Source organism: Sphingobium sp. CCH11-B1 (assembly GCF_001556865.1).
GTDB lineage: Bacteria > Pseudomonadota > Alphaproteobacteria > Sphingomonadales > Sphingomonadaceae > Sphingobium.
This window is the reverse complement of record NZ_LSJY01000022.1, coordinates 37026-57791: the sequence shown is the minus strand read 5'-3', so window position 1 is coordinate 57791 and position 20766 is coordinate 37026. Positions and strand designations below refer to the sequence as shown.

Sequence of the window (20766 nt, the reverse complement as noted above, 5' to 3'; positions counted from 1 at the left end):
GATCAGAGCCTTTCGATCTTGTGGGCGGCTTCATCGATCAGGGCGGCGACATCGAGCAGGGTCTGCTCGTCCGCGCCTTCCTTTTCCAGCCGGTTTTGCAGAGCGAAGCGCAGATTGTGCATCGCGCGGCGGATTGGACCACCGTCCATGCGCTGCGCCTTTTGCGCGAGGTGGGACAGGCGGGCCAGCGCGATGTCGAGCGCAGCCTTGCGCTCCTCAAGCTGGACGCGCCCAGCATCGGTGATGGCAAAGCGCTTTCGGCTGCCTGAGCCGGACTCGGTTGGACTCTGCTCGACGATCAGGTCCATCTCCGCCAGCAAGGTGAGCGTTGGATAGACGACGCCTGGGCTTGGGGCATAGGCCTCGCCCGACAGCGCCTCGATGGCGCGGATCAGTTCATAGCCGTGACGCGGCTCGTCCGCGATCAGCTTGAGCAGGATCAGGCGTAGCATGTCGTTGTCGAACAGACGGCGGCGACCGCCCCGGCCGCCCCGGCCGCCGCCGCGAAAGCCGTCATCCTGTAGAGGGTCGTCGCCGAACGGACGTCCGCCAAAGCCGCCGGCATGGGCGTGGCGGTGGCCATGAAAGCCGTGGCGTGCCCCGCCGAACCGGCCGTGGGAAAAATGGGGGAATCTCATATCATTTCTTTCATATCGATCTTGATGCTTTGCGATATATCTTAAAAATGTTCGGCGTCAAGAGATAAGATGTATCTTAATTAGATCTTGAAAGAATCTAGAGTGCCCCGAAATCGATCGGGGCGTGGCGGTCCAACGTTCGGCTCTGGTCCTCCAGCGGATATTTGAGGCCGCTCGCACAGTTGAACAATAGCGCGCGCTCGTCGCGCCCGATCAGTCCTTCTTCCAGCGCGCGCTGGTAGGCGGCGAGCGTCGCCCCACCCTCCGGGCACAGCAGCAGCCCATCGTCGCGCGCCACATCCCGCACGGCCGCCGCGATCGCGTCGTCGGACACGGCCAGCGCCGCGCCGCCGCTTTCCCGCACGGCGCGCAGGATCAGGAAATCGCCAACCGCGCGGGGCACGCGAATGCCCATGGCGATGGTATGCGCATCCTCCCAGCGCTCCGCGAATTCGACGCCCTGTTCGAACGCGCGGACCATCGGCGCGCAGCCTTCGGCCTGGACGGCAAACATCTTCGGGCGCCGGGAGCCGATGAAGCCGATCTTTTCCAGCTCGTCGAACGCCTTCCACATGCCGATAAGGCCAGTGCCGCCGCCGGTCGGGTAGAAGATCGCGTCGGGCAAGTCCCAGCCGAGCTGTTCGGCCAGTTCGAGGCCCATCGTCTTCTTGCCCTCGATCCGATAGGGTTCCTTGAGGGTCGAAAAGTCGAACCAGCCGCGTTCCTTCGCGCCCTGCCCCACAATGGCGCCGCAGTCGTCGATGAGGCCATCGACGCGATAGACGCGCGCACCCTGCGCCGCAATTTCCCGCACATTCACTTCGGGCGTATCGGCGGGGCAGAAGATGACGGCTTCCATCCCGGCGACAGCGGCATAGGCGGCGAGCGCCGCGCCGGCATTGCCGTTGGTCGGCATGGCAACCTGGGTTACGCCGAGTTCCTTCGCCATCGACACAGCCATGACGAGCCCGCGCGCCTTGAAGGAGGCGGTCGGCAGGCGACCTTCATCCTTGGCGAGCAAATGCCTGGCTCCCAGCCGCGCGGCAGTGCGCGGCAACGGGATCAGCGGCGTCGCATTTTCGCCCAGACTGACGATGCTGGCGGTTTGGCGGACGGGGAGCAGTTCGCGCCAGCGCCACAGGTCCATCGGCCGGGCGGCGAGCGCGCCTTTCGTCAGCGCGGCACGCACGCCCTCCAGATCGTAGCGCACCAGCAACGGCTTGCCCGCCGCCGACAGGCCATGCAGCCGGTCCGCCTCGTAGCGCTCGCCCGTCAGCGAACATTCGAGATGGGTGACGAAGGTCGGCCGGTCCGTAATGAGGTTGAGGTCGTGGCGCACAAAATATCCCCGTTCGCCCCGAGCCTGTCGAAGGGCTTCACTTCTCGAAGAAGAAATGGGCTTCGACAGGCTCCGCCCGAACGGGTTGAAAAGGCTATTCCGGCTTCTTCGCCACGCTGACCATGGCGGGGCGGAGCAAACGGTCCTTGATCATATAGCCGGCCTGCATTTCCAGCAGGATCGTGCCGGGCTCCGCCTCGTCCGAGGGGACTTCCATCATTGCCTGATGCTTGTTGGGGTCCAGCGGCTGGCCGACCGATTCCAGCTTCGTGATGCCGTTGCGGCCGAACACATTCTCCAGTTCGCGGCCGGTGGCTTCCAGACCGACGACCAGGCCCTTGAACTTTTCGTCCTCGCGCAGGTCGGCCGGGATGGCTGCGAGCGCCCGCCCAAGATTATCGGCGACCGACAGCATGTCGCGCGCGAAGGCGGTCGCGGCATAGGCGCGGGCGTCGGCCAGTTCCTTTTCCAGCCGGCGGCGCACATTCTGCGTGTCGGCATGGGCGTAGAGGATGTCCTGCTTCGCAGCGGCGAGTTCGGCCTCCAGCGCGGCAACCCGATCCGTGCCCGCCTCTCCGGCAGGCGCAGCATCTTCGGGCAGGACGTCCACGGTTTCGGTATTTTCCAGATTCTTGTCTTCGCTCATCTCATCAATCTCGACAGCGTCTGTGCAGTGAAATCCACCATGGGGATCACCCGCGCATAGTTCAAGCGCGTGGGGCCGATCACGCCGACCACGCCGACGACCCGGCCGTCCGCGCCACGGTAGGGCGCGGCTATGACCGAAGAACCGGACAGGGAAAAGAGCTTGTTTTCCGATCCGATGAAGATTTTGGTCGCGCTGCCCGCCAATGCGCCGCGCAGCAGGTCCAGTATTTCCTGCTTGCCCTCCAGCTGTTCCAGCAATTGCCGGGCGCGTTCAAGGTCGGCGGCGGCCGAGTCGTCCAGCAGATGGGACTGGCCCCGCACGATGAGGACGGGCCGGTCATCCGCATCGTGCGACCAGACGGCAAGGCCGCGCTCCACCAGATCCCGGGCGGTGTGATCGAGCGCGCTACGCTCCGCCTCCATCTCGCGCGCGAGCAGTTCCCCCGCCTGGCGCAGGGTCAGGCCGCCGAAGCGGACGGACATGAAATTGGCGGCTTCGTTGAGCGCGACCGCGCTGACGCCTTCGGGCAGGTCGAGCACGCGATTTTCGACCGACCCGTCCTGTCCCACCAGGACCGCGAGCGCCTGCCGCGCGTTCAACGGCACGAAGCCGAACTGGCGCAGAACCGGCTCGCGCTTGGGCACCATGACGATGCCGGCGCAGGCGGAGAGGCCCGAAAGCGTTGCGGTGGCGGCGGAAAGCGCCTCCTCGATCGGGCCGCTTTCCGCGATCCCCGCTTCGATCGCGCGCCGTTCCTCCGCGGAAGGTTCGGCCGCCTGCATCATACCGTCGACGAACAGACGCAGCCCCGTTTCGGTCGGCATCCGCCCGGCCGATGTATGGGGCGCGGCGAGGAGGCCGAGTTCCTCCAGATCCTGCATCACGTTGCGGATGGAGGCGGGCGACAGGCTGAGCGACGCCATCTTGCTGATCGTGCGCGAGCCCACGGGGAGACCCGTGCCGAGATAGCTTTCCACCACCAGGCGGAAGACATCGCGCGCGCGATCGTTGAGTTCAGAGATCGGGGTGACCGACATGCCTTTCTATCTAGGGGAAGGTTGCGCGGCCCTCAAGATGGCCTCACGGCGTCACGGCTTTGGGATTGAGCATCGTTTCGATGTCCAGGATCTTGGGCACTGAGGCGATGGCAACGCGCAGCCTGCCGTGGCGGGCATCCATGCAGCCCGACTGATATTCCAGTTTCGTCGCGGGCCGGTCCGGCCGGGTCCATTCCACAACATAGCTGGGCATGTCAGTGGCGAAGCGGTCGCAATCCTGCCCATGGGCGATGCGCTTTGTCGTGCCGGATGCCGGACGATAGGGCGCGAGCGTCGCGATCAGCCGGCGATATTGCGCAGGGGTGACGGTGAAGCGGGTGGGGCCTGGAACCGAGGTGAAGCGCTGCGGTTCCAGCAGGCCAGCCCCGTCGGGCGACACCTGGAGCGTATAGGCCGGACAAGCGCCGAAACAGCGCCCCGCCGTGAACCGGATCATGTCGCCCGGTGCCCTCGGCGGTTCGAGCCTCTCCGTTTCCGCCGCGCAGCCCGCAAGCGCGAGCATGGCGGCCGCAACCATGATTTTTATCCTCATACGCTCTCATATCGATCGCAGGCGCGTCTGCCCACTGGCAACTGACGCCATCGGGCGCTAAGCGCCGTCCCTTGATCGTTTCGGAGTAACAGATATGCGTCCTTCCGGCCGCGCGCCCGACCAGATGCGCGACATCACCATGGAGCCCGGCTTCACCATCCATGCCGAAGGCAGCTGCCTCGTCAGCTTCGGCGACACGCGCGTGCTGTGCACCGCGTCGGTGGAGGAGAAGGTCCCACCCTTCCTGCGCGGCAAGGGATCGGGCTGGGTCACGGCGGAATATGGGATGCTGCCCCGCGCCACCCACACACGCGGCAGCCGCGAGGCGGCCAAGGGCAAGCAGTCGGGCCGGACGCAGGAAATCCAGCGGCTGATCGGCCGCTCGTTGCGCACCATCGTCGACTTGAAAGCACTGGGCGAACGGCAGATCGTGGTCGATTGCGACGTGATCCAGGCCGATGGCGGCACGCGCACGGCGGCCATTTCGGGAAGCTGGGTCGCGCTGCGCATCGCGGTGGACAAGTTGCTGGCCTCGGGCGCACTCACGCAAGACCCGATCATCCAGAAGGTCGCGGCGATCAGCTGCGGCATCTATCAAGGCACGCCCGTACTCGACCTCGACTATGCCGAGGACAGCAATGCCGAGACGGACGCCAACCTGATCCTGACCGGCGACGGCAAGTTCGCCGAAGTGCAGGCGACGGCGGAAGGCGCGGCCTATGACGAGGAGGAACTGCTCCGACTGCTGCGCCTCGCCCGAATCGGCTGCGCGAAGATTTTCGCGGCGCAGGACGCGGCGACGGGGCGGTAAGCCTCCAATCTCCGTTCGTTTCGAGCGAGGTCGAGAAACGCTATGGATGCGCTATCCGCTTCTCGACTAGGCTCGAAGCGAACGGAATGAGTGAGATAAAATGACCGACCAATTCGGACAGGAACAGGCGATCCGCAAATTGCAGCCGGGCAAGCTGGTGATCGCCAGCCACAATGCAGGCAAAGTGCGGGAGATCGCGGCGCTGCTTGGCCCCTATGGTATCGAGCCGATCTCGGCCGGCAGCCTGGACCTGCCCGAACCGGAGGAGACCGGCACGACCTTCATCGCCAATGCGGAATTGAAGGCGATGCAGGCAGCGGATTTGAGCGGCCTCCCCGCTCTCGCCGACGACAGCGGCCTTTGCGTCGAGGCGCTGGGCGGTGATCCAGGGCTGTTTTCGGCGCGCTGGGCGGGACCGGACAAGGATTTCGGCCTCGCCATGCAGAAGGTCTGGGACGGCGTGGAGGCCAAAGGCCCGGATGCCGGCCATGACGCGCATTTCATCTGCGCCCTCGCCCTCGCCTGGCCCGACGGCCATGTCGAGGCGTTCGAGGGGCGGGTCGACGGCACGCTCGTCTGGCCGCCGCGCGGGGACAAGGGGTTCGGGTACGACCCCATGTTCCAGCCGCTGGGGTTCGACATCAGCTTTGGTGAGATGGACCCCGACGCCAAGCATGCGATGAGCCACCGCGCCGACGCCTTCGCCAAGCTGGTGGCCGCGGTTTTCTAGCGCGGCCCCTCGCCCGGCGCGGCCATGGCAAGGGTGGCTTCGTCCACGTCGAACGGCCCCTTGCCGAAGGCATTGCCCGCCGGGAAATAGCGGCAGACGAGATATTCATAATCGCGCCCGTCACCGACAGCGCAGCCGACTTTCTGCGTGCCGCGCCAGATCATCTGGGTATAGTGCGCAACTTCCTGCCAATGGCCGGTGGCGCTGATATCCGGCAGCTTCGCCGTGGGGATGAAGTTGCGTTTTTCGTCAAGGAAGGCCTGCGCCATCAGCTGGTAGCTGTAAAGGCGACGCGGTCCCATCCAGAGATTTTCGCCGCTGGGTATCGCTCGGCTGGCCCTGCTGCTGTGCCGGTAGGCACCTGTTCGCGCCATTTCCGTCGCGTAGCGGGCTGCGTCCGCCGCCAGAGCATCGTCCCAGGCAAGCGGCGCATGACCCAATGCCAAGCGTTCGTCATTATGGGCGTCGAGCATCACCTGCCGTAGCAGCGCCTCGCCCCGTGCCGCTTCCTGCATGCCATAGAAGCTGGCGGCCATGACCGCCGCGGTCGGCGCCGTGGGATAGGCATAGGCTTTGCGCGCGGCCAGTGCCGGGACAGTCTGCGCCGCCCCTGGCAATGGGGCGGGCGACGAAGCGACGGGCGGCAATGCCGGGGGCGGTAGAATCGCGGCGACCTGAAACGGCCCGGTTGGCAGCGGGATCGCGGGCATCACGGCTTCCGACGCCATGGCGGCAGACCCGCAGGTCGATGAAACTGCACACAGCGCCCATGGCAAGCCGCGCCAAAGGCGGCTAGGGAAGCCCCCGATCATGTCCTCAAATCCCCGACTCCTGCCGACCAGCGGCGAGCCTTTGGCTTTATATATCCACTGGCCCTTTTGCGTTTCCAAATGTCCTTACTGCGATTTTAACAGTCATGTCCGTGACGCCATCGACATCGACGCATGGCGTCCCGCATTGTTGGCGGACATGGCGCACGAAGCCGGGTTGAGCGGCGGCCGGCCGCTCGCCTCCATCTTCTTCGGGGGCGGCACGCCGTCGCTGATGCCGCCCGCGCTGGTGGAGAGCCTGATCGCGGCGGCGGAACGATATTGGAGCTTTGCGCCAGGCATAGAGATCACGCTGGAGGCGAACCCCAATTCGGTGGAGGCAGCGCGCTTCGCCGACCTCGCCGCGGCGGGCGTGAACCGCGTGTCGCTGGGGTTGCAGGCGCTCGACAATGAGGCGCTGCATTTCCTGGGCCGCGCGCATGATGTGGCGGAGGGCCTGGCAGCGCTTGAGACGGCGCAGGCCGCATTCAGCCGGGTGAGCTTCGACCTGATCTACGCACGGCCCGAACAAAGCGAGGCGGACTGGCAGGCGGAACTGGAACGCGCCCTTTCGTTCGGCACCGGCCACCTGTCCCTCTATCAACTCACCATCGAGCCGGGCACGCGCTTCGCGACGCTGGTGGCGCAGGGCAAGCTGACCCCGGTCGACCCGGATCATGGCGCGACCCTCTATGAACTGACGCGAACGATGACGGGCGCAGCCGGCATCCCGGCTTATGAGATCAGCAACCATGCCCGTCCGGGCGAGGAAAGCCGGCACAACCTTACCTACTGGCGCTATGGCGACTATATCGGGATCGGGCCGGGCGCGCATGGCCGGCGCGGCGGCATGGCGACACTGCGCCACAAGAAGCCCGAAAACTGGATGAGCGCGGTCGCGCGCAACGGCCATGGCATCCAGAGCGAGGAAGGCCTGTTGCCGCAGGACAGGGCGCGCGAAGCGCTGCTGATGGGATTGCGCCTGGGCGAAGGGGTGGATCTGGCGCGGATCGGAGCGCTTTCAGCCGTCCCGGCGGGCAATCTGATCGATGCACAGGCCGTGCATCAGCTTGAGCGCCACGGCCTTGTCCATCTGAACGGCACCCGGCTGCAGGTCACGCCGAGCGGCATGTTGCTGCTCGACGCGATCCTGCCTGAAATCGTAGCGGTCTGAAAAATCAGTCGTCGTCGCGGTCGAGCGCGGCGATTTCGCGATCGATGTCGCGCAACGCCTCGTCCCGATCGGACGGCGACAGGGACGCGTTCAATATTTGCGTGCGCGCGTTCATCAGGCCGCGACGCGCCGCGATCTTGCCCATCCGCTCGGCGCGCGCGGCTTCGCGTTCGGCAATCATCTCCATCCGCCGGGCCTGCGCCTCGGCCTGACGGCGCTGCGCTTCGGCTTGGCGGCTCTGCGCTTCGGCCTGCCTTTCGGCGCGGTGCGCCTGCGCCTCGATCGCCCGGTTGCAGATGCGCACGCGGACATGGCGCTTGCCGTCGCCATCGACCCATTCGCGATGGCTGGTCATTTGCTCGTTGCCGCCATCGCAGCCTTCGCGCACGTCGATCACCGGCATCATTCGCGCGATCTCCCGCTCTGTCGGGATGGCATGGGTTTCGACGCGACCATCGGCATGCGTGACCACGATCCGATTCTTTTCCGACCGGACGCTGGGCGGCGCCGGCGGCGTTGGCGGAACCGGGGCGATCATGTCAGCGGCCGGGGCCACCGGGGGGACAGGTGCGACAGGCCAGGCATCGGCATGGGCCGAAGACAATGCAGGGGTGGCAGCGGCGGCAGGCGCTGCCGGTGTTGCCGACCCGGCGGGAGCCGCAGTCGCGACGCTGGCGGCGGCGGGCTGCGCCACCAAATTCTTGAGGCGCGTGAAGTCGGCGGCCTCGACCTTATCAGTGATGGCCGCCATCTGCTGCGCGGCGCGGGTGCCGGACGCGGTGAGCGCGAGACCGGTCGCCGTAACGAGCGCGACGGCGGCCATGCCCCAGCTGATCCGGCGCAGCGACATGTCGTGGTTCGAAAGCATTTTCAGCCTCCCTTTAAGAGCTGTGACGCGGGTCAAATGGCAGGCGGCGGCGAATTGTCGTCCGCCCGCCGCCTTCAGGATAGCCCGGCCATAGGCATGGGCGGATTCGCGGCCGTAAAGCGAAAGGACGCGAGCGTCGCAGGCGGTTTCCTGATCCGTGCGATAGGCGCGGTAGGCAAGCCAGGCGACCGGGTTGCACCAATGCACCGCCAGCAGCAGGAGCGCGACCATATTGGCGATCAGGTCGCCACGCTCATGGTGGGCGCGTTCATGCGCGATCGCCATATCCTGTTCCTGCGCGTCGTAGCGCAGGCCGAAATCGGTGGGCAGGACGATATAGGGGCGGAACAGGCCGAAGGCGAGCGGCCCTGACGCATTGGGGCTGTTGATGAGGCGGATGCGGCCTTCCTGGCCAAGATCGGTCGCGCCATCCAGCATGTGGCGGCGGAAGCGCGCATAGCCCATCGCCTGCACCAGCAGAAAGAGCAGCATGCCGATGAACCAGAGGGTGATGCCGGTCTCCAGCCAGGGAAAGGCGGCTTCGGCGGGAACGGGCGTTGCGGCGGCGACGGTCGCGGCGGGCGCGGCGTCGAGCATCGCCGCCAGCCCCGCCTGGTCCACCGCCAGATGCAGCGGCGAAGGATCGACCGCGCTGGGCAATGCGGGCATCAGCATGCGCGCGAGCGGCAGCGCCCAGAGCATGTAGGCGGCGCCCGCACCCAGCCACCGGGCCACCGGCCGCCGCAGCATCATGACCAGCGCCATCAGCAAGGTGGTGGCGATCAGCGTTTCGGCGACCCAGACGCTCATGATCTCAACCCTTTCAGGATTTCCTCAAGCTCGGCGATATCTTCCGCCGTCAACTGATCCTGGCTGGCGAGCTGCGCTACCAGCGGCGATACCCGCCCGCCGAACAGCCGGTTCACCAGCCGACCGGATTCGCCCGCGACATAATCGTCGCGCGCAACCAGGGGATGGTACAGGAAGCGGCGACCGTCCTGGTCGGCCCCGATCACATCCTTGGCCATCAGGCGCGACAACAGAGTCTTTACCGTCTGGACGCTCCAGTCCCGATCCTGGGTGACGCGGTCCGCGACCTCGGCAGCGGTCAAGGGCGACTGTTCCCACAGCGCCTCCATCACCACCAGTTCCGCTTCGCTGATCTTCTCGCTCACCTGATTCGACTCGGATCGTTGTAACTACATATGTAGTCGCATCGATTACAGTTGTGGTCAATAGCCTGCCGCTTGTCCGTTGCAGGTGGGGCAATGTTAAAGATGACTCTTATCCTGCCGCTTGCATGTCGAAGGCCGGAGCGGCGAGCGCGCGCCCATGATCGCGAATGCCGGAGGGCCAGTCGGCGCAAAGCGAGTCGAACTGCGCCCCGTCCCCGGCATAGAGCGCCCGGATCGCCGCTTCATAATGCGGCCGGTCGCCCGCCATGGCAGTGAGGAAATGATAGGCGGCATCCTTCGCGGCGCGTGGCGACGGCGCGGTCGCTTCCGCCTTGCGCGCGGCGTCGACCAGGCGGCGCAACGTGGCGGACGCGCCGCCCGGCTGCTGGGCCAGCCAGTCCCACTGACGCGGCAACAGCGTAACCTCCCGCGGCTGGACGCCCAGTTTCGGGCGCCCGCGCCCGCGCGGCGCGGTTTCGGAAGGGCCGCGCAAGTCTATGTCGACCTGTCGCCCGGTCCTGTCGTCGAAGAGCAGCACGGCCTGCGCGTCCTCGCCCATCGCGCGCACCGCTTCCCGCACTTCCGCTTCATCGCCCGTGGCGATCCACATATCCCCTGCAAAAGCCGTCAATGTCCGTTCCATGTCGAATCTCCTTCGGCATGGCATTATTATCCGGATAAAACTTAGTCAATATTACCCGGATAATTATTGCGGCCGGAGTTCGACCCAGGTCGGCGCGTGGTCGCTCGCCTTTTCCCGGCCGCGAAATTCGCGATCAACCTGCGCGTCGATCAGCCGGTCGGCGGCAGCGGGGCTGAGCAACAGATGGTCAATGCGGAAACCCGCGTCGCGCGGCCAGGCGTTCATCTGATAGTCCCAGAAGGTCCAGACCCCGCCGGCGGGGTGCCGCGACAGGATGGCGTCGGTCCAGCCATCGCCCAGCAGGCGGCGATAGGCTGCGCGGCTTTCCGGCTGCATCAGCGCGTCGTCCGCCATCGCCTTGACCGAATAGGTGTCGACGTCGCGCGGGATGACATTGTAATCGCCCGCAAGGATCGCCGGCACTTCTTCCGCCCAGATTTCCGCGGCGCGTGTACGCAATCGCTTCATCCAGCGCAGCTTATAGTCGAATTTGGGGCCGGGCTGCGGATTGCCGTTCGGCAGGTAGATGGAGGCAACGCGCACGCCCTTCACGTCAGCCTCAAGGTAACGGCTATGCTCGTCCTCCGGCTCGCCCTCCAGACCCCGGCGCACCTCCACCGGCGTTTCGCCGCGCGCCAGGATGGCGACACCGTTGAAACCCTTTTGCCCGTGCCAGATCGCGCCATAGCCTGCGGCCTCGATATCCTTGGCCGGGAAAGTATCGTCGCTGGTCTTGATTTCCTGAAGGCAGGCAATGTCTGGCCGCGTTTCGTCCAGCCATTCCAGCAGGCGCGGCAGGCGCGCCTTGATGCCGTTGATGTTGAAGGTCGCGATGCGCATTCCCGTATTTCCTTCCGTCATGCCAGCACAGGCTGGCCTCTCACTGCCTTCAGCATTGCGAGAGGTAAAGTGAGACCCAGCCTTCACTGAGGTGACGAAGAAAATTCCAGGCGATTATACCGAAAAGCTCGTCCCGCATCCGCATCCGGCGGTGGCGTTGGGGTTCGTGACCTTGAACGCCGCACCGGCAAGATCCGACACGAAATCGACGGCGGACCCGCGCACCAGATCGATGCTGACATCGTCCACCACCAGCGTCACGCCGTCACGTTGCACCGACAGGTCGTCGGGTTCCACGCTGTCGGCGAGGCCGAACCGGTATTGAAAGCCCGAACAGCCGCCCCCTTCCACCGACAGGCGCAGGATGGCGGGCTTGCCCTGCTTGGCGGCAATGGTCGCCACACGGGCGGCGGCGGAAGAGGTGAGATCGATATCGGCCATGATGGTGCCTAGATAGGATCATGCAAAAGGCCCGGCAAGCGGTGCTGCCGGGCCTTTGCGAAAGTTGAGGCGAAAAGATGCGTCAATCGACGGCCTTTTCCTCCGCCTTGGTCGGGCCGCCCATGGCGACCGGGGGCTTCGTGTTCATCGCCACCAGATAGTCGGGGCCGGTCACGAAAGGCATCGGGTTGATCGCCGCGCCGTCCACGCGGACTTCATAATGAAGGTGGCTGCCGGTCGAACGGCCGGTGGACCCCATGAGGCCGATGATCTGGCCGCGCTTCACAAAGCTGTTTTCGGCGACCAGCAGCTTCGACATGTGGCCGTAACGCGTTTCCATGCCGCTGCCGTGCGAGATCTGGACGAGATTACCGTAGCCGCTGGCCCAGCCCGAACGGCTGACGATGCCGTCGGCGGTGGCATGGATCGGCGTGCCCACCGGGCCGGGAATGTCGATGCCCTTGTGCATGCGCGCGCCGCCGTTGAACGGATCGGAACGGACGCCGAAGTTGGAGGTGAGCGAGAGCTTTTCGACCGGGCGGCCCGACGGGATGTAGGCGGCGGTCTTTGCGTGTCCATCCATGCGCTGGAGGCTGGCGAAGAGGGTGGAGAAGCCGACATCGGACGGCCCGAGAGGGCTCATATTCACTTCCGACGCGTCGCCATAGGGGTCATCGGTTTCCGAGGCATGGGCCGGAACAGCCGCGCACAGCGCTCCGGCAATTCCGATACCACCCAGAATGTGAGAAATCCGACGCGCGACCTGGAACCAATGCAACCCGCGAGCATTCACCGACTGAAGAACCGACATGCAGACCCCGACTTATGTCACCGGAGGCTGTTGCCCCTCGGCGCTTCCCGTGTTCAAATTCTGGCGACTTTCATCGCCCCCGCTGGGCGCAGAAGTGCAAATCCCGCCTTATGTTGCAAGCGCGGCGTAATATTCTTCCGTCAAACCGGCCTGCCGACGCGCCGAAGCGTTGAACGGCGCCTTCAGCCCACCCCGAAAATGGCGTTTCACAAGGATTTGGTAATGATTTGGGGAGTCTATCCCCAGTCGGTTCGTCGCCCAGTTGAACCATGTCGTCCCCGCCGACACATGCCGAATCTCGTCCGCCATGATCCGTCTCAGCATCCGCGCAGAGACATGGTCACCGACGCTTTCGAACCGGTCGACCGTCGCCGGCGTGATATCGAGCGCGCGCGCCTCCAGCACCATCGGCACGATAGCGAGACGGGCGAGCGCATCCGTCGCGGTTTCCTCCGCCGCCTGCCACAAGCCGTCATGCGCGGGGAGCGCGCCATAATGGCTGCCCATCTGCCGCAAGCGCCGGTCAAGCAGCGCGAAATGCATCGCCTCCTCCGCGCCGACCTGCATCCATTGGTCGATGAAGGCATCGGGAAATTGGCGGCCGAACCGTCCGACCAAGTCGAACGCCAGGTCGATCGCGACGAATTCGATATGAGCAAGCGCGTGGAGCATCGCAGTCCGGGCGCGCTCCGACCCGATCTTCCCGCGCTTCGGCATCCGATTGGGCGGCAGCAGTTCGGGCAGGGCAGGCCGCGCCGGACGATCCGGCATCGCCGCATCGAACCGGGCGTCGAGCCGCCCCTGCCGCCAAGCGCGTGCGACGGCGCGGGCAGCCTTCAGCTTGGCCGAGGGGTCGGGCGTCAGCAGCACATGGGCGCAGGCCGCGCCTACGCTGTCGACGGAAGCGGGTAGCATCAAAGCGCCTGCGCCGCCTCCAGCACCTCCTGCGCATGGCCCTTCACCTTCACCTTGGGCCAGACGCGCGCGACATGGCCGCCCGCGTCGAAGAGGAAGGTTGCCCGTTCAATGCCCATATATTTGCGGCCATAGAGCGATTTTTCGACCCATGTGCCGAAAGCCTCGCACGCCGCGCCCTGCTCCTCATCCGACGCGAGGATGACGGAAAGCCCGTATTTGTCGGCGAATTTCTTGAGCTTGGCGGGCTTGTCCTTGGAAACGCCGATCACCGGCACACCGGCCGCCGCATATTCATCCGCCAGCGCCGTGAAATCCTTCGCCTCGTTGGTGCAGCCGGGCGTGTCGGCCTTGGGGTAGAAATAGACGACCAGCGGCTTGCCGCGATAGGCGTCCAGCGTGAAATCCACGCCGTCCGCGTCCTTGAGCGTCACCGCAGGGATGGGATCACCCTGTTCCAGCATCTTGGGCCTCCTGATAGGGGGCGGCCAGCGCGCCCCAGCTTTCCCCGACGCATTGCCGCGCCTTGGCGTAGCTTTCAAGCAGGCCGTCCCAACATTGCGCGCCGCAGGCACGCGCGACCAGCGGCCGGGTGGCTTCGGGCGGCTCGGTCGATTTGGGCGAAACGAGGCGCGAGACAACGAGGAAGCGAGTGATGAGGTCGTGCGCCGCTACCAGTTCCGGGGGCAGATGGCCGGCCGCGACCAGTTCCGCCAGCGCCACCGACAGGTCCGGATCAAACGCCATCCGGTGACGGAACTGCATGACGTGGATCAGGAATTCGAGGTCAATCAGGCCGCCGGGCACCAGCTTCACGTCGAGATTGCTGGCGGGCGGCTTGTGACGCGCAATGTCGCCGCGCATCTTCACTGCCTGGCGCGCCAGCATGTCGACGTCGCGCGGGCGCTGCAGCGTTTCCGCCAGCACGGCGTGGAGCGCCGCGCGCGCCGGTGCCGATCCGAACACCGGACGCGCGCGGGTCAGCGCCAGATGCTCCCAGGTCCAGGCTTCTTCCCGCTGATAGCGGGCGAAGCTGTCGAGACTGACCGCCAGCAATCCCTGCGCGCCCGATGGCCGCAGCCGCGTGTCCACTTCATAGAGCGGGCCGGACGCCGTCGGGACCGACAGGGCGTTGGTGATGCGCTGCGCCAGACGGTTGAAATATTGGGTGGCGCCGAGCGGTTTGGGCCCGTCGTTTTCGGTCGAGAAGTCGCCGGTGAAGAGATAGACAAGATCAAGATCCGAGGCATGGGTGAGTACCCCGCCCCCCATGCGCCCCAGCGCCAAGATCAGCAGTTCCCCGCCCGGCACCTTGCCATGAGCCTTCTCGAACTCCGTGACGGTCGCAGCGCCGAGCGCCTCGATCGCCGCTTCGGCAACCCGGCCATAGCCCCTGCCCGCCTCGATCGGATCGCCGCCCCGGATGATCTGCGCGCCCAGCGCGAAGCGGCGGTCGTTGACCCGCTGACGCACCCGGTCCAGCAGCGCCTGATAATCCTCGCCCGGTTCCAGCGCGGCGAATTGCGCGGCGAGCCGGGGCACCGGCGGCGGCGGATCGAAAGCGGAAGCGTCGATCAGCCCGTCGAGCAGTTCCGCCCGTCGCCCGAGCGCGTCTGCGAGCGTGGGGGCATGGCTCAATATTTCCGCCAGCAGCGCCACCAGCGCAGGTCGGGCGGCGAGCAGCTTGAAGAAGTTGATCGCGCTCGGCAGGCGGCCGATCATGTCGTCCAGACGGTTAAGCGCGCGGGACGGATCGGGCGCACGGGCCAGGGCGCGCATCAGGTCGGGCAGCAGCGCCTCCAACGCGTCGCGCGACGCCGCGCTGCGCAGGGCGCGAATCGTGCCGCCCCGCCAACGCCCGATCCGCGCCAGCGGCGTGTCCGGATCGGCAAAGCCCATATCGACAAGTTGCGCCTTCAGCCGCTCTTCATCGTTCGAGAGGGATCCGTCCTCCTTTTCCGGCGTCAGGCGGTCATAGTTGCGTCCCACCCACTCGACATGCGGGCGCAGCAGATCGATGAGCGCCGTCCCATCGTCCAGACCATGCAGCCGCGCCACATTGTCGAGCGCGTCCGGCGATTTGGGCAGTTCGTGCGTCTGCCGGTCCTCCACCATCTGGAGGCGGTGTTCGACCGTGCGGAAGAGGGCATAGGCCTCGTCCAGCCGCGTCGCTATTTCGCGCTCCATGACGCCGGCTTCGGCAAGCGCCCGCAGCGCCTGCCGGGTGTTGCCCGATCGTAGCGAGGGGTCGCGTCCGCCGTGGATGAGCTGATGCACCTGGGCGAAGAATTCGACCTCCCTTATGCCGCCACGGCCGCGTTTCAGGTCATATCCAGGCCCCAGCGCCTGCCCCTGCGCATAATGGTCGCGGATGCGGCGGCTGATGTCGACGATCGCGTCGATCGCGCCGAAATCCAGGCTCCTTCGCCACACGAAGGGGCGAATCTGGCGCAGGAAATAGTCGCCCAGTTGCTTGTCCCCGGCCGCCGGCCGGGCGCGAATGAAGGCCGCCTGCTCCCAGCCGAGCGCCGTCGATTCATAATAGCCGATCGCCGCGTCCACCGGCAGCGCGATGGGCGTCGCTTCAGGCGAGGGACGCAGGCGCAGGTCGACGCGAAAGACGTAACCGTCACCGTCCCGCGCGCTCAGCAGTTCGCTGACCCGCCGTCCGATGCGAACGGCGGCGTCGGCGACATCCTCCCGCCCGCCATGCGGCAGGGTATGGGGATCGTAGAGCAGGATCGGATCGATATCGGACGAATAATTGAGTTCGCGGCTGCCATGCTTGCCCAGCGCCAGCACCACGAACCCCCTGTGCTCCGCATCGGGATAGCGTTCGCGCATGGCCGTGGCGAGCGCCTCCTCCAGCGCGTCGTCCGCAAAATCCGACAGGGCGCGGGTGACGCGATCAAGATCCCATGCGCCTGCAAGATCAGCCGCCGCAACCGCAAGCGCGATAGCGCCGCGCCGTTTTCGCAGCGATCGCGCCACGCCGTCCTCCGGCATGGCGGCGTCATGCGCGGCATCGAACGCGCCATCGAAATCCGCTTCCTCCAGCCGCGACCTGACGGTGGGAAATCGATCGAGCGCGCGCGCCAGGAAAGGCGAATGCGCCCTGATCCTTGCCTCGGTTTTTAACCAGTCCGTCACGCCAGCCTCTCCGTTATATGACGGGGCTATTGCGCGGGCAGTAGCGCAATGCCAGAAACTTTTGCGGCACTTGGCCGTTCAGGGACTATGGAAATGCAACGCAAACCCCTCGGCCGATCGGCCATGGCGCGCGACGGAAACGGTCGTCTGGTGACCGTGCGCGTGCCTGCGCCCTATGAGGGCGTGGGCAATGCATTGCGGTCCACCTATGCGCCGGGTCGGGAGTCGTTACCGGACGACATGATGGCGTTGCTCGCCAAACTGGATCGGCACTAAGGCTCGGCGGGCGTTTAATCGCCCTGGATCGGCCAAAAGGTCGCTGTCGCGGTACCCTAATCTGAAAGCCCGTCCTGCTGCATGACCGGTTCGCCGCCGCCGTGCATGTCATCGCCGATCGTCGCCATGCGCGTTGGTGCGGGCACGCCGGTGATGCCGGGAATGCAGGCGGCAAGCCCCTTCCAAAATTCCGACACTAACCGCGTTCAGATCGCGCCCCTGAACGTGTCGCACTGCGCGGGGTCTCCGGTCGACAGGCCCTTGCGCAGCCATTCCATACGCTGCGCGCTGGTGCCATGGGTAAAGCTTTCCGGCACCGGCCGCCGCCCGGCCGCTTTTTGCAACGTATCGTCGCCGATCGCCTCGGCCGCGCGCATCCCTTCCTCAAGGTCGCCCGCTTCCATAAGATTGGTGTCGCGCGCGGCCCACACGCCGGCATAGCAGTCGGCCTGTAATTCCATCTTCACCTGAAGCGCATTGCCCTCGGCCTCCGAAGCGCGCTGCTGCGCCTTGCGGATTCGGTCGGCTTCGCCGGTGATGGTCTGGATATGATGGCCGACCTCATGCGCGATGATATAGCCGATCGGGAAGTCGCCCGGCGCGTTGAAGCGAGTCTTCATCTCGTCGAAGAAATCCGTGTCGAGATAGATGCGCTGGTCGGCGGGACAATAGAAGGGGCCCATGGCGGACATCGCAGCGCCACAGCCCGACTGGCCGTTCTGGCGGTAGAAAACGAGCGTGGGCGGCGGATATTCCTGCCCTTCCGCCCGAAAGATGTCGCTCCAGCGCCGCTCCGTCGATCCCAGCACCTTCAGGGACACGCGCTGCACATCCGACAGATCTTGCACCTTGGGCCGCTCGCTCTGGACCTGCTGCCCGCCGCCGCCCCCGCCGATCAGGCTGAGGGGGTTCATCCCCATGACCGCCATGATGATGAGCACGACCACAATCCCGCCGCAGCCGAACCGGCTGCCAACCAGCGGCAGCAACATGCCCAGGCCACCGCCCAGCCCGCCGCCTAGGCCGCCACCGCCGCGTCCGTCCTGCACCTCATAATGAGTGCTTTCCTGTTCGTCGTCGAGCCGCATGCCGCCTTCCCCTTTCGCGATCGTTTCCTAAGCGATCCAGGCGTGGAGGGGAACCGCCGGGTTGACGGAAGGTTGCGGTCGGCAGCGATTTGTTACCAGAGTTTAAGTTGGAATGAGGCACCGAGAGTCTATATTGCACTGCATCATGGCTGACATCGAACCGCATCCCGCAGACCCCGCGCCACCGCGCCGCGCGCGAACGCCGTTGCCCCTCCCCCGGGAGGTCGCCCTGCTGCTGCAGGGCGGCGGCGCGCTGGGCTCCTTCCAATCGGGCGTCTATGAACGGCTCGATGAACTGGGGATCGACGTCAGCTGGGTCGCGGGCATTTCCATCGGCGCGGCCAACGCGGCCATCATCGCCGGCAATCCGCCGCATCGCCGGATCAGCCGCCTGAAAAAATTCTGGTACACCCTGTCGGGCGGGATGCCCAACGTCATCCTGCCCGATTTCGACCCGATCCGCGAAGCTGCGCATCTGGGTGCCGCCGCCACCGTCGCAACCTTCGGCGTGCCGGGCATGTTCCGACCGCGCTTGTGGCCCGCGGCGCTGATGCCCGAAGGGACGCCGGGCGCGATCAGCTTCTACGACAGCGCCCCGCTCAAGGACACGCTGGACGCCTGCATCGACTGGGATCTGCTGAACGACGGGCCGGTACGGCTTTCAGTCGGCGCGGTGGACGTGGAGACCGGCAATTTCGCCTATTGGGACACGCGCGGGCCCGGCGGCAACACGCGGATCGACGCGCGGCATATCATGGCGTCCGGCGCTCTGCCGCCCGGCCTGCCGCCCATAGAGATTGACGGGCGCTGGTACTGGGACGGCGGCATCGTATCGAACACGCCGCTTTCCCATGTCCTCAACCACCAGACCGACGACATGCTGGTGTTCCAGGTCGATCTGTTCCCCGCCGAAGGGCCGATGCCGCGGCAGATGACCGACGTCTATTCCCGGATGAAGGATATTCAATATAGCAGCCGCACCCGGCAGGTGACGGACCAGTATCTGCGGCTGCGGCGGGAACATGGCGCGATCAAGGCTCTGCTCGACAAGCTGCCGCCGAACCTGCGCAACGATCCCGACGCGCTGCGCCTCAGCGGAATGCTGGATTGCGCGTCGGTCAACATCGTCCATCTCATCTACCGCTCGCGGAACTGGGAAAGCGGCGCGAAGGATTTCGAATTTTCCCGGTCGACCATGCTCGACCACTGGAGTCAGGGCCGCGAGGCGGTGGAGGAAGTGATGCACAAGGGTGATCTCATCGCCCGCAACATCCTCGACGGCAAAAGCGCGACCTTCGACCTCGACGCACCGGATCATCTCAAGGAGAAGAGCGCATGAGCAAGTCCCTCGCCGGCAAGACGGCCCTCATCACCGGTTCCACCTCCGGCATCGGGCTTGCCTATGCCAAGGCGCTGGCCGGGGAAGGCGCGAACATCGTCATCAACGGCTTCGGCGATGCGGCGGCGATCGAAAGGGAACGCGTCGGGCTGGAGGACCTGTCCGGGGCCAAGGCGCTCTATTCGGGCCACGATCTGACCAAGGTCGACCAGATCGAGGCGATGATGAAGGAAGCCGCGGACACCTTCGGCGGCGTCGACATCCTCATCAACAATGCGGGCATGCAGCATGTCGCCCCGGTGGAGGAATTCCCGCTCGACAAATGGGACCTCATCATCGCGCTGAACCTCAACGCCGCCTTCCATACGACGCGGCTCGCCATTCCCCATATGAAGGAGAAGAAGTGGGGGAGGATCATCCAGACCGCATCGGCCCACTCGCTCGTCGCCTCGCCCTTCAAGTCGGCCTATGTGACCGCGAAGCATGGCCTTGCCGGCTTCACCAAGACGGTGGCGCTGGAAGTCGCGACATTCGGCATCACTGCCAACTGCATTTCACCCGGCTATGTCTGGACCCCGCTGGTGGAGAACCAGATTCCCGACACGATGAAGGCGCGGAACATGACGCGCGAGCAGGTGATGAACGATGTGCTGCTCGCAGGTCAGCCGACCAAGCAGTTCGTGACGGCCGAACAGGTCGCGGCCACCGCCCTCTACCTTTGCAGCGACGCGGCGGCGCAGGTAACGGGCGCCAATCTCAGCATCGATGGGGGGTGGACGGCTCAGTAAGCCGTTCATCTTCCAGAAAGTTTCCGTGGCTTTTTTGCAACGCAGCGAGATTTTAGCGAGACAGAGGAAACCCGCGAAGATTGCTACGGGTTAAGCTCCCTGCAAACGCAAACTAAACTTCGCAGGATTTCATCATGAAAAAATTCCTCTTCGCCGCCGCGGCGATTGCCGCGCTGCCCTCGGCTGCCTTCGCGCAGGAAACCGCGCCCGACGGCACCGACGCCTTCGGCATTGAGCCCTATGTCGGCGTGCTCGGTGGTTATCACACATTCGATCGCGGCAGCGAGTTCGGCCGCATTCCTGGCGAAACCATCATGAACGGCGCGCTGATCAGCGGCATCGCGGGCGTGAACGTGCCGCTCGGCCCGGTCTTCGTCGGCGTGGAAGGTAACGCCACCAAGGGCTTTAGCGACATCGACTGGGAATATGGCGTCAAGGGCCGTTTCGGCGCGCGCGCCGGTGAAAGCGGCCTGATTTACGCGTCGGCCGGCTATCAGTGGGTCAACGGCAAGGGCGGCTGGCCCGACCGCAAGGACTGGATGTACGGTGCAGGCGTTGAGGTTGGCCCGAAGGACATCGGCCTTGGCGGCATCACCGGCAACAGCGGCGTGCGCGTCCGCTTCCAGGTCGACACCTATGACTGGGACAGCTTCCGCCCGATGGCCGGTCTGGTGTTCCACCTCTGATCGGCA

General features: G+C 65.6%; 24 protein-coding genes. 7 read left to right on the top strand and 17 right to left on the bottom strand.

The genetic code is table 11. The features are described from left to right. Positions 1-2 precede the first annotated feature (2 nt). The 5 genes from AX724_RS03070 to AX724_RS03050 form a co-directional block, all read right to left on the bottom strand. Positions 3-638 carry a PadR family transcriptional regulator gene (locus AX724_RS03070; RefSeq protein ID WP_066763443.1) on the bottom strand — a complete coding sequence of 212 codons (636 nt, stop codon included), beginning with the start codon at positions 636-638 and terminating at the stop codon, positions 3-5. A 97-nt stretch (positions 639-735) separates the two neighbouring features. Beyond that, on the bottom strand, positions 736-1977 hold the full coding sequence (locus AX724_RS03065; protein ID WP_066763441.1) for a threonine synthase: 1242 nt from the start codon (positions 1975-1977) through the stop codon (positions 736-738). A gap of 94 nt (positions 1978-2071) precedes the next feature. Beyond that, complete coding sequence (gene grpE, locus AX724_RS03060; protein ID WP_066763438.1) at positions 2072-2623, bottom strand: nucleotide exchange factor GrpE; 552 nt, start codon at positions 2621-2623, stop codon at positions 2072-2074. Further along, a complete protein-coding gene (gene hrcA, locus AX724_RS03055; protein WP_066763432.1) occupies positions 2620-3663 on the bottom strand; it encodes a heat-inducible transcriptional repressor HrcA in 1044 nt (347 codons plus the stop codon). The genes grpE and hrcA overlap by 4 nt, the downstream gene beginning before the upstream one ends. A gap of 43 nt (positions 3664-3706) precedes the next feature. Next, positions 3707-4201 carry a DUF6438 domain-containing protein gene (locus tag AX724_RS03050; RefSeq protein WP_331711410.1) on the bottom strand — a complete coding sequence of 165 codons (495 nt, stop codon included), beginning with the start codon at positions 4199-4201 and terminating at the stop codon, positions 3707-3709. A gap of 109 nt (positions 4202-4310) precedes the next feature. On the opposite strand from AX724_RS03050, the gene rph reads away from it, so the two are divergent. Together rph and rdgB are read left to right on the top strand one after the other, a co-directional pair. Next, positions 4311-5027: a ribonuclease PH gene (gene rph, locus AX724_RS03045; RefSeq protein WP_066763429.1), complete on the top strand. Its 717-nt coding sequence runs from the start codon at positions 4311-4313 to the stop codon at positions 5025-5027. 100 nt (positions 5028-5127) lie between these two features. Next, positions 5128-5757, top strand: coding sequence for an RdgB/HAM1 family non-canonical purine NTP pyrophosphatase (gene rdgB / locus AX724_RS03040; protein WP_066763425.1), 630 nt, complete (start codon positions 5128-5130; stop codon positions 5755-5757). Here rdgB and AX724_RS03035 read toward each other — a convergent pair. Next, positions 5754-6485 carry a CAP domain-containing protein gene (locus tag AX724_RS03035; protein ID WP_231736454.1) on the bottom strand — a complete coding sequence of 244 codons (732 nt, stop codon included), beginning with the start codon at positions 6483-6485 and terminating at the stop codon, positions 5754-5756. The genes rdgB and AX724_RS03035 overlap by 4 nt on opposite strands. 82 nt (positions 6486-6567) lie before the next feature. Between AX724_RS03035 and hemW the strand changes: the two genes are divergently transcribed. Beyond that, positions 6568-7740, top strand: a complete 1173-nt coding sequence (hemW, locus tag AX724_RS03030; RefSeq protein ID WP_066763521.1) for a radical SAM family heme chaperone HemW — start codon at positions 6568-6570, stop codon at positions 7738-7740. A 4-nt stretch (positions 7741-7744) separates the two neighbouring features. Here hemW and AX724_RS03025 read toward each other — a convergent pair whose 3' ends face one another. From AX724_RS03025 to AX724_RS02985, 9 genes are all read right to left on the bottom strand, one after another. Next, positions 7745-9418 carry a M56 family metallopeptidase gene (locus AX724_RS03025; protein ID WP_066763423.1) on the bottom strand — a complete coding sequence of 558 codons (1674 nt, stop codon included), beginning with the start codon at positions 9416-9418 and terminating at the stop codon, positions 7745-7747. Further along, positions 9415-9783 (bottom strand): BlaI/MecI/CopY family transcriptional regulator, encoded by a 369-nt coding sequence (locus AX724_RS03020; RefSeq protein ID WP_066763421.1) that lies wholly within the window; start codon positions 9781-9783, stop codon positions 9415-9417. Before AX724_RS03020 ends, AX724_RS03025 begins: the two co-directional genes overlap by 4 nt. Positions 9784-9892: 109 nt before the next feature. Further along, on the bottom strand, positions 9893-10426 hold the full coding sequence (locus AX724_RS03015; protein WP_066763417.1) for a DUF2239 family protein: 534 nt from the start codon (positions 10424-10426) through the stop codon (positions 9893-9895). A gap of 63 nt (positions 10427-10489) precedes the next feature. Further along, the gene (gene xth, locus AX724_RS03010; protein WP_066763415.1) at positions 10490-11266 is read right to left on the bottom strand and encodes an exodeoxyribonuclease III; all 777 of its coding nucleotides are present in this window, start codon (positions 11264-11266) and stop codon (positions 10490-10492) included. A 114-nt stretch (positions 11267-11380) separates the two neighbouring features. Beyond that, the gene (gene erpA, locus AX724_RS03005) at positions 11381-11707 is read right to left on the bottom strand and encodes an iron-sulfur cluster insertion protein ErpA (protein WP_066763413.1); all 327 of its coding nucleotides are present in this window, start codon (positions 11705-11707) and stop codon (positions 11381-11383) included. Positions 11708-11789: 82 nt separating this feature from the next. Then, positions 11790-12518, bottom strand: coding sequence for a M23 family metallopeptidase (locus AX724_RS03000; protein ID WP_082733382.1), 729 nt, complete (start codon positions 12516-12518; stop codon positions 11790-11792). Between the two features lie 108 nt (positions 12519-12626). Further along, positions 12627-13433 carry a ferritin-like domain-containing protein gene (locus AX724_RS02995; protein WP_197421456.1) on the bottom strand — a complete coding sequence of 269 codons (807 nt, stop codon included), beginning with the start codon at positions 13431-13433 and terminating at the stop codon, positions 12627-12629. Beyond that, positions 13433-13897: a thioredoxin-dependent thiol peroxidase gene (gene bcp / locus AX724_RS02990; RefSeq protein WP_066763407.1), complete on the bottom strand. Its 465-nt coding sequence runs from the start codon at positions 13895-13897 to the stop codon at positions 13433-13435. The genes AX724_RS02995 and bcp overlap by 1 nt, the downstream gene beginning before the upstream one ends. After that, positions 13881-16583: a bifunctional [glutamine synthetase] adenylyltransferase/[glutamine synthetase]-adenylyl-L-tyrosine phosphorylase gene (locus tag AX724_RS02985; protein WP_066763406.1), complete on the bottom strand. Its 2703-nt coding sequence runs from the start codon at positions 16581-16583 to the stop codon at positions 13881-13883. Before AX724_RS02985 ends, bcp begins: the two co-directional genes overlap by 17 nt. An 87-nt stretch (positions 16584-16670) precedes the next feature. Here AX724_RS02985 and AX724_RS02980 point away from each other — a divergent pair, with 87 nt between their 5' ends. After that, positions 16671-16859, top strand: coding sequence for a hypothetical protein (locus AX724_RS02980; protein WP_066763404.1), 189 nt, complete (start codon positions 16671-16673; stop codon positions 16857-16859). A 56-nt stretch (positions 16860-16915) separates the two neighbouring features. Here AX724_RS02980 and AX724_RS23235 read toward each other — a convergent pair whose 3' ends face one another. Then, on the bottom strand, positions 16916-17056 hold the full coding sequence (locus AX724_RS23235; RefSeq protein ID WP_156447982.1) for a hypothetical protein: 141 nt from the start codon (positions 17054-17056) through the stop codon (positions 16916-16918). 9 nt (positions 17057-17065) lie between these two features. Next, a complete protein-coding gene (gene ypfJ / locus AX724_RS02975; RefSeq protein ID WP_066763402.1) occupies positions 17066-17947 on the bottom strand; it encodes a KPN_02809 family neutral zinc metallopeptidase in 882 nt (293 codons plus the stop codon). A 145-nt stretch (positions 17948-18092) separates the two neighbouring features. On the opposite strand from ypfJ, the gene AX724_RS02970 reads away from it, so the two are divergent. The 3 genes from AX724_RS02970 (at position 18093) to AX724_RS02960 (ending at position 20760) form a co-directional block, all read left to right on the top strand. Further along, a complete protein-coding gene (locus AX724_RS02970) occupies positions 18093-19286 on the top strand; it encodes a DUF3734 domain-containing protein (RefSeq protein WP_066763400.1) in 1194 nt (397 codons plus the stop codon). Continuing rightward, on the top strand, positions 19283-20074 hold the full coding sequence (locus tag AX724_RS02965; RefSeq protein ID WP_066763399.1) for a 3-hydroxybutyrate dehydrogenase: 792 nt from the start codon (positions 19283-19285) through the stop codon (positions 20072-20074). The genes AX724_RS02970 and AX724_RS02965 overlap by 4 nt, the downstream gene beginning before the upstream one ends. A 134-nt stretch (positions 20075-20208) precedes the next feature. Then, a complete protein-coding gene (locus AX724_RS02960; RefSeq protein WP_066763397.1) occupies positions 20209-20760 on the top strand; it encodes an opacity protein in 552 nt (183 codons plus the stop codon). The last annotated feature ends 6 nt before the right edge of the window (positions 20761-20766 follow it).

Coding starts and splice junctions, on each gene's coding strand:
- rph (WP_066763429.1), top strand. CDS start 4,311: ATGCGTCCTTCCGGCCGCGCGCCCGACCAGATGCGCGACATCACCATG.
- AX724_RS03070 (WP_066763443.1), bottom strand. CDS start 638: ATGAGATTCCCCCATTTTTCCCACGGCCGGTTCGGCGGGGCACGCCAC.
- AX724_RS02980 (WP_066763404.1), top strand. CDS start 16,671: ATGGAAATGCAACGCAAACCCCTCGGCCGATCGGCCATGGCGCGCGAC.
- AX724_RS03000 (WP_082733382.1), bottom strand. CDS start 12,518: ATGTCGGTTCTTCAGTCGGTGAATGCTCGCGGGTTGCATTGGTTCCAG.
- AX724_RS02995 (WP_197421456.1), bottom strand. CDS start 13,433: ATGCTACCCGCTTCCGTCGACAGCGTAGGCGCGGCCTGCGCCCATGTG.
- AX724_RS03025 (WP_066763423.1), bottom strand. CDS start 9,418: ATGAGCGTCTGGGTCGCCGAAACGCTGATCGCCACCACCTTGCTGATG.
- erpA (WP_066763413.1), bottom strand. CDS start 11,707: ATGGCCGATATCGATCTCACCTCTTCCGCCGCCGCCCGTGTGGCGACC.
- grpE (WP_066763438.1), bottom strand. CDS start 2,623: ATGAGCGAAGACAAGAATCTGGAAAATACCGAAACCGTGGACGTCCTG.
- bcp (WP_066763407.1), bottom strand. CDS start 13,897: ATGCTGGAACAGGGTGATCCCATCCCTGCGGTGACGCTCAAGGACGCG.
- AX724_RS02965 (WP_066763399.1), top strand. CDS start 19,283: ATGAGCAAGTCCCTCGCCGGCAAGACGGCCCTCATCACCGGTTCCACC.
- AX724_RS02960 (WP_066763397.1), top strand. CDS start 20,209: ATGAAAAAATTCCTCTTCGCCGCCGCGGCGATTGCCGCGCTGCCCTCG.
- AX724_RS03035 (WP_231736454.1), bottom strand. CDS start 6,485: ATGGCGTCGGAAGCCGTGATGCCCGCGATCCCGCTGCCAACCGGGCCG.
- AX724_RS03050 (WP_331711410.1), bottom strand. CDS start 4,201: ATGGTTGCGGCCGCCATGCTCGCGCTTGCGGGCTGCGCGGCGGAAACG.
- hemW (WP_066763521.1), top strand. CDS start 6,568: ATGTCCTCAAATCCCCGACTCCTGCCGACCAGCGGCGAGCCTTTGGCT.
- AX724_RS03015 (WP_066763417.1), bottom strand. CDS start 10,426: ATGGAACGGACATTGACGGCTTTTGCAGGGGATATGTGGATCGCCACG.
- ypfJ (WP_066763402.1), bottom strand. CDS start 17,947: ATGCGGCTCGACGACGAACAGGAAAGCACTCATTATGAGGTGCAGGAC.
- hrcA (WP_066763432.1), bottom strand. CDS start 3,663: ATGTCGGTCACCCCGATCTCTGAACTCAACGATCGCGCGCGCGATGTC.
- AX724_RS02970 (WP_066763400.1), top strand. CDS start 18,093: ATGGCTGACATCGAACCGCATCCCGCAGACCCCGCGCCACCGCGCCGC.
- rdgB (WP_066763425.1), top strand. CDS start 5,128: ATGACCGACCAATTCGGACAGGAACAGGCGATCCGCAAATTGCAGCCG.
- xth (WP_066763415.1), bottom strand. CDS start 11,266: ATGCGCATCGCGACCTTCAACATCAACGGCATCAAGGCGCGCCTGCCG.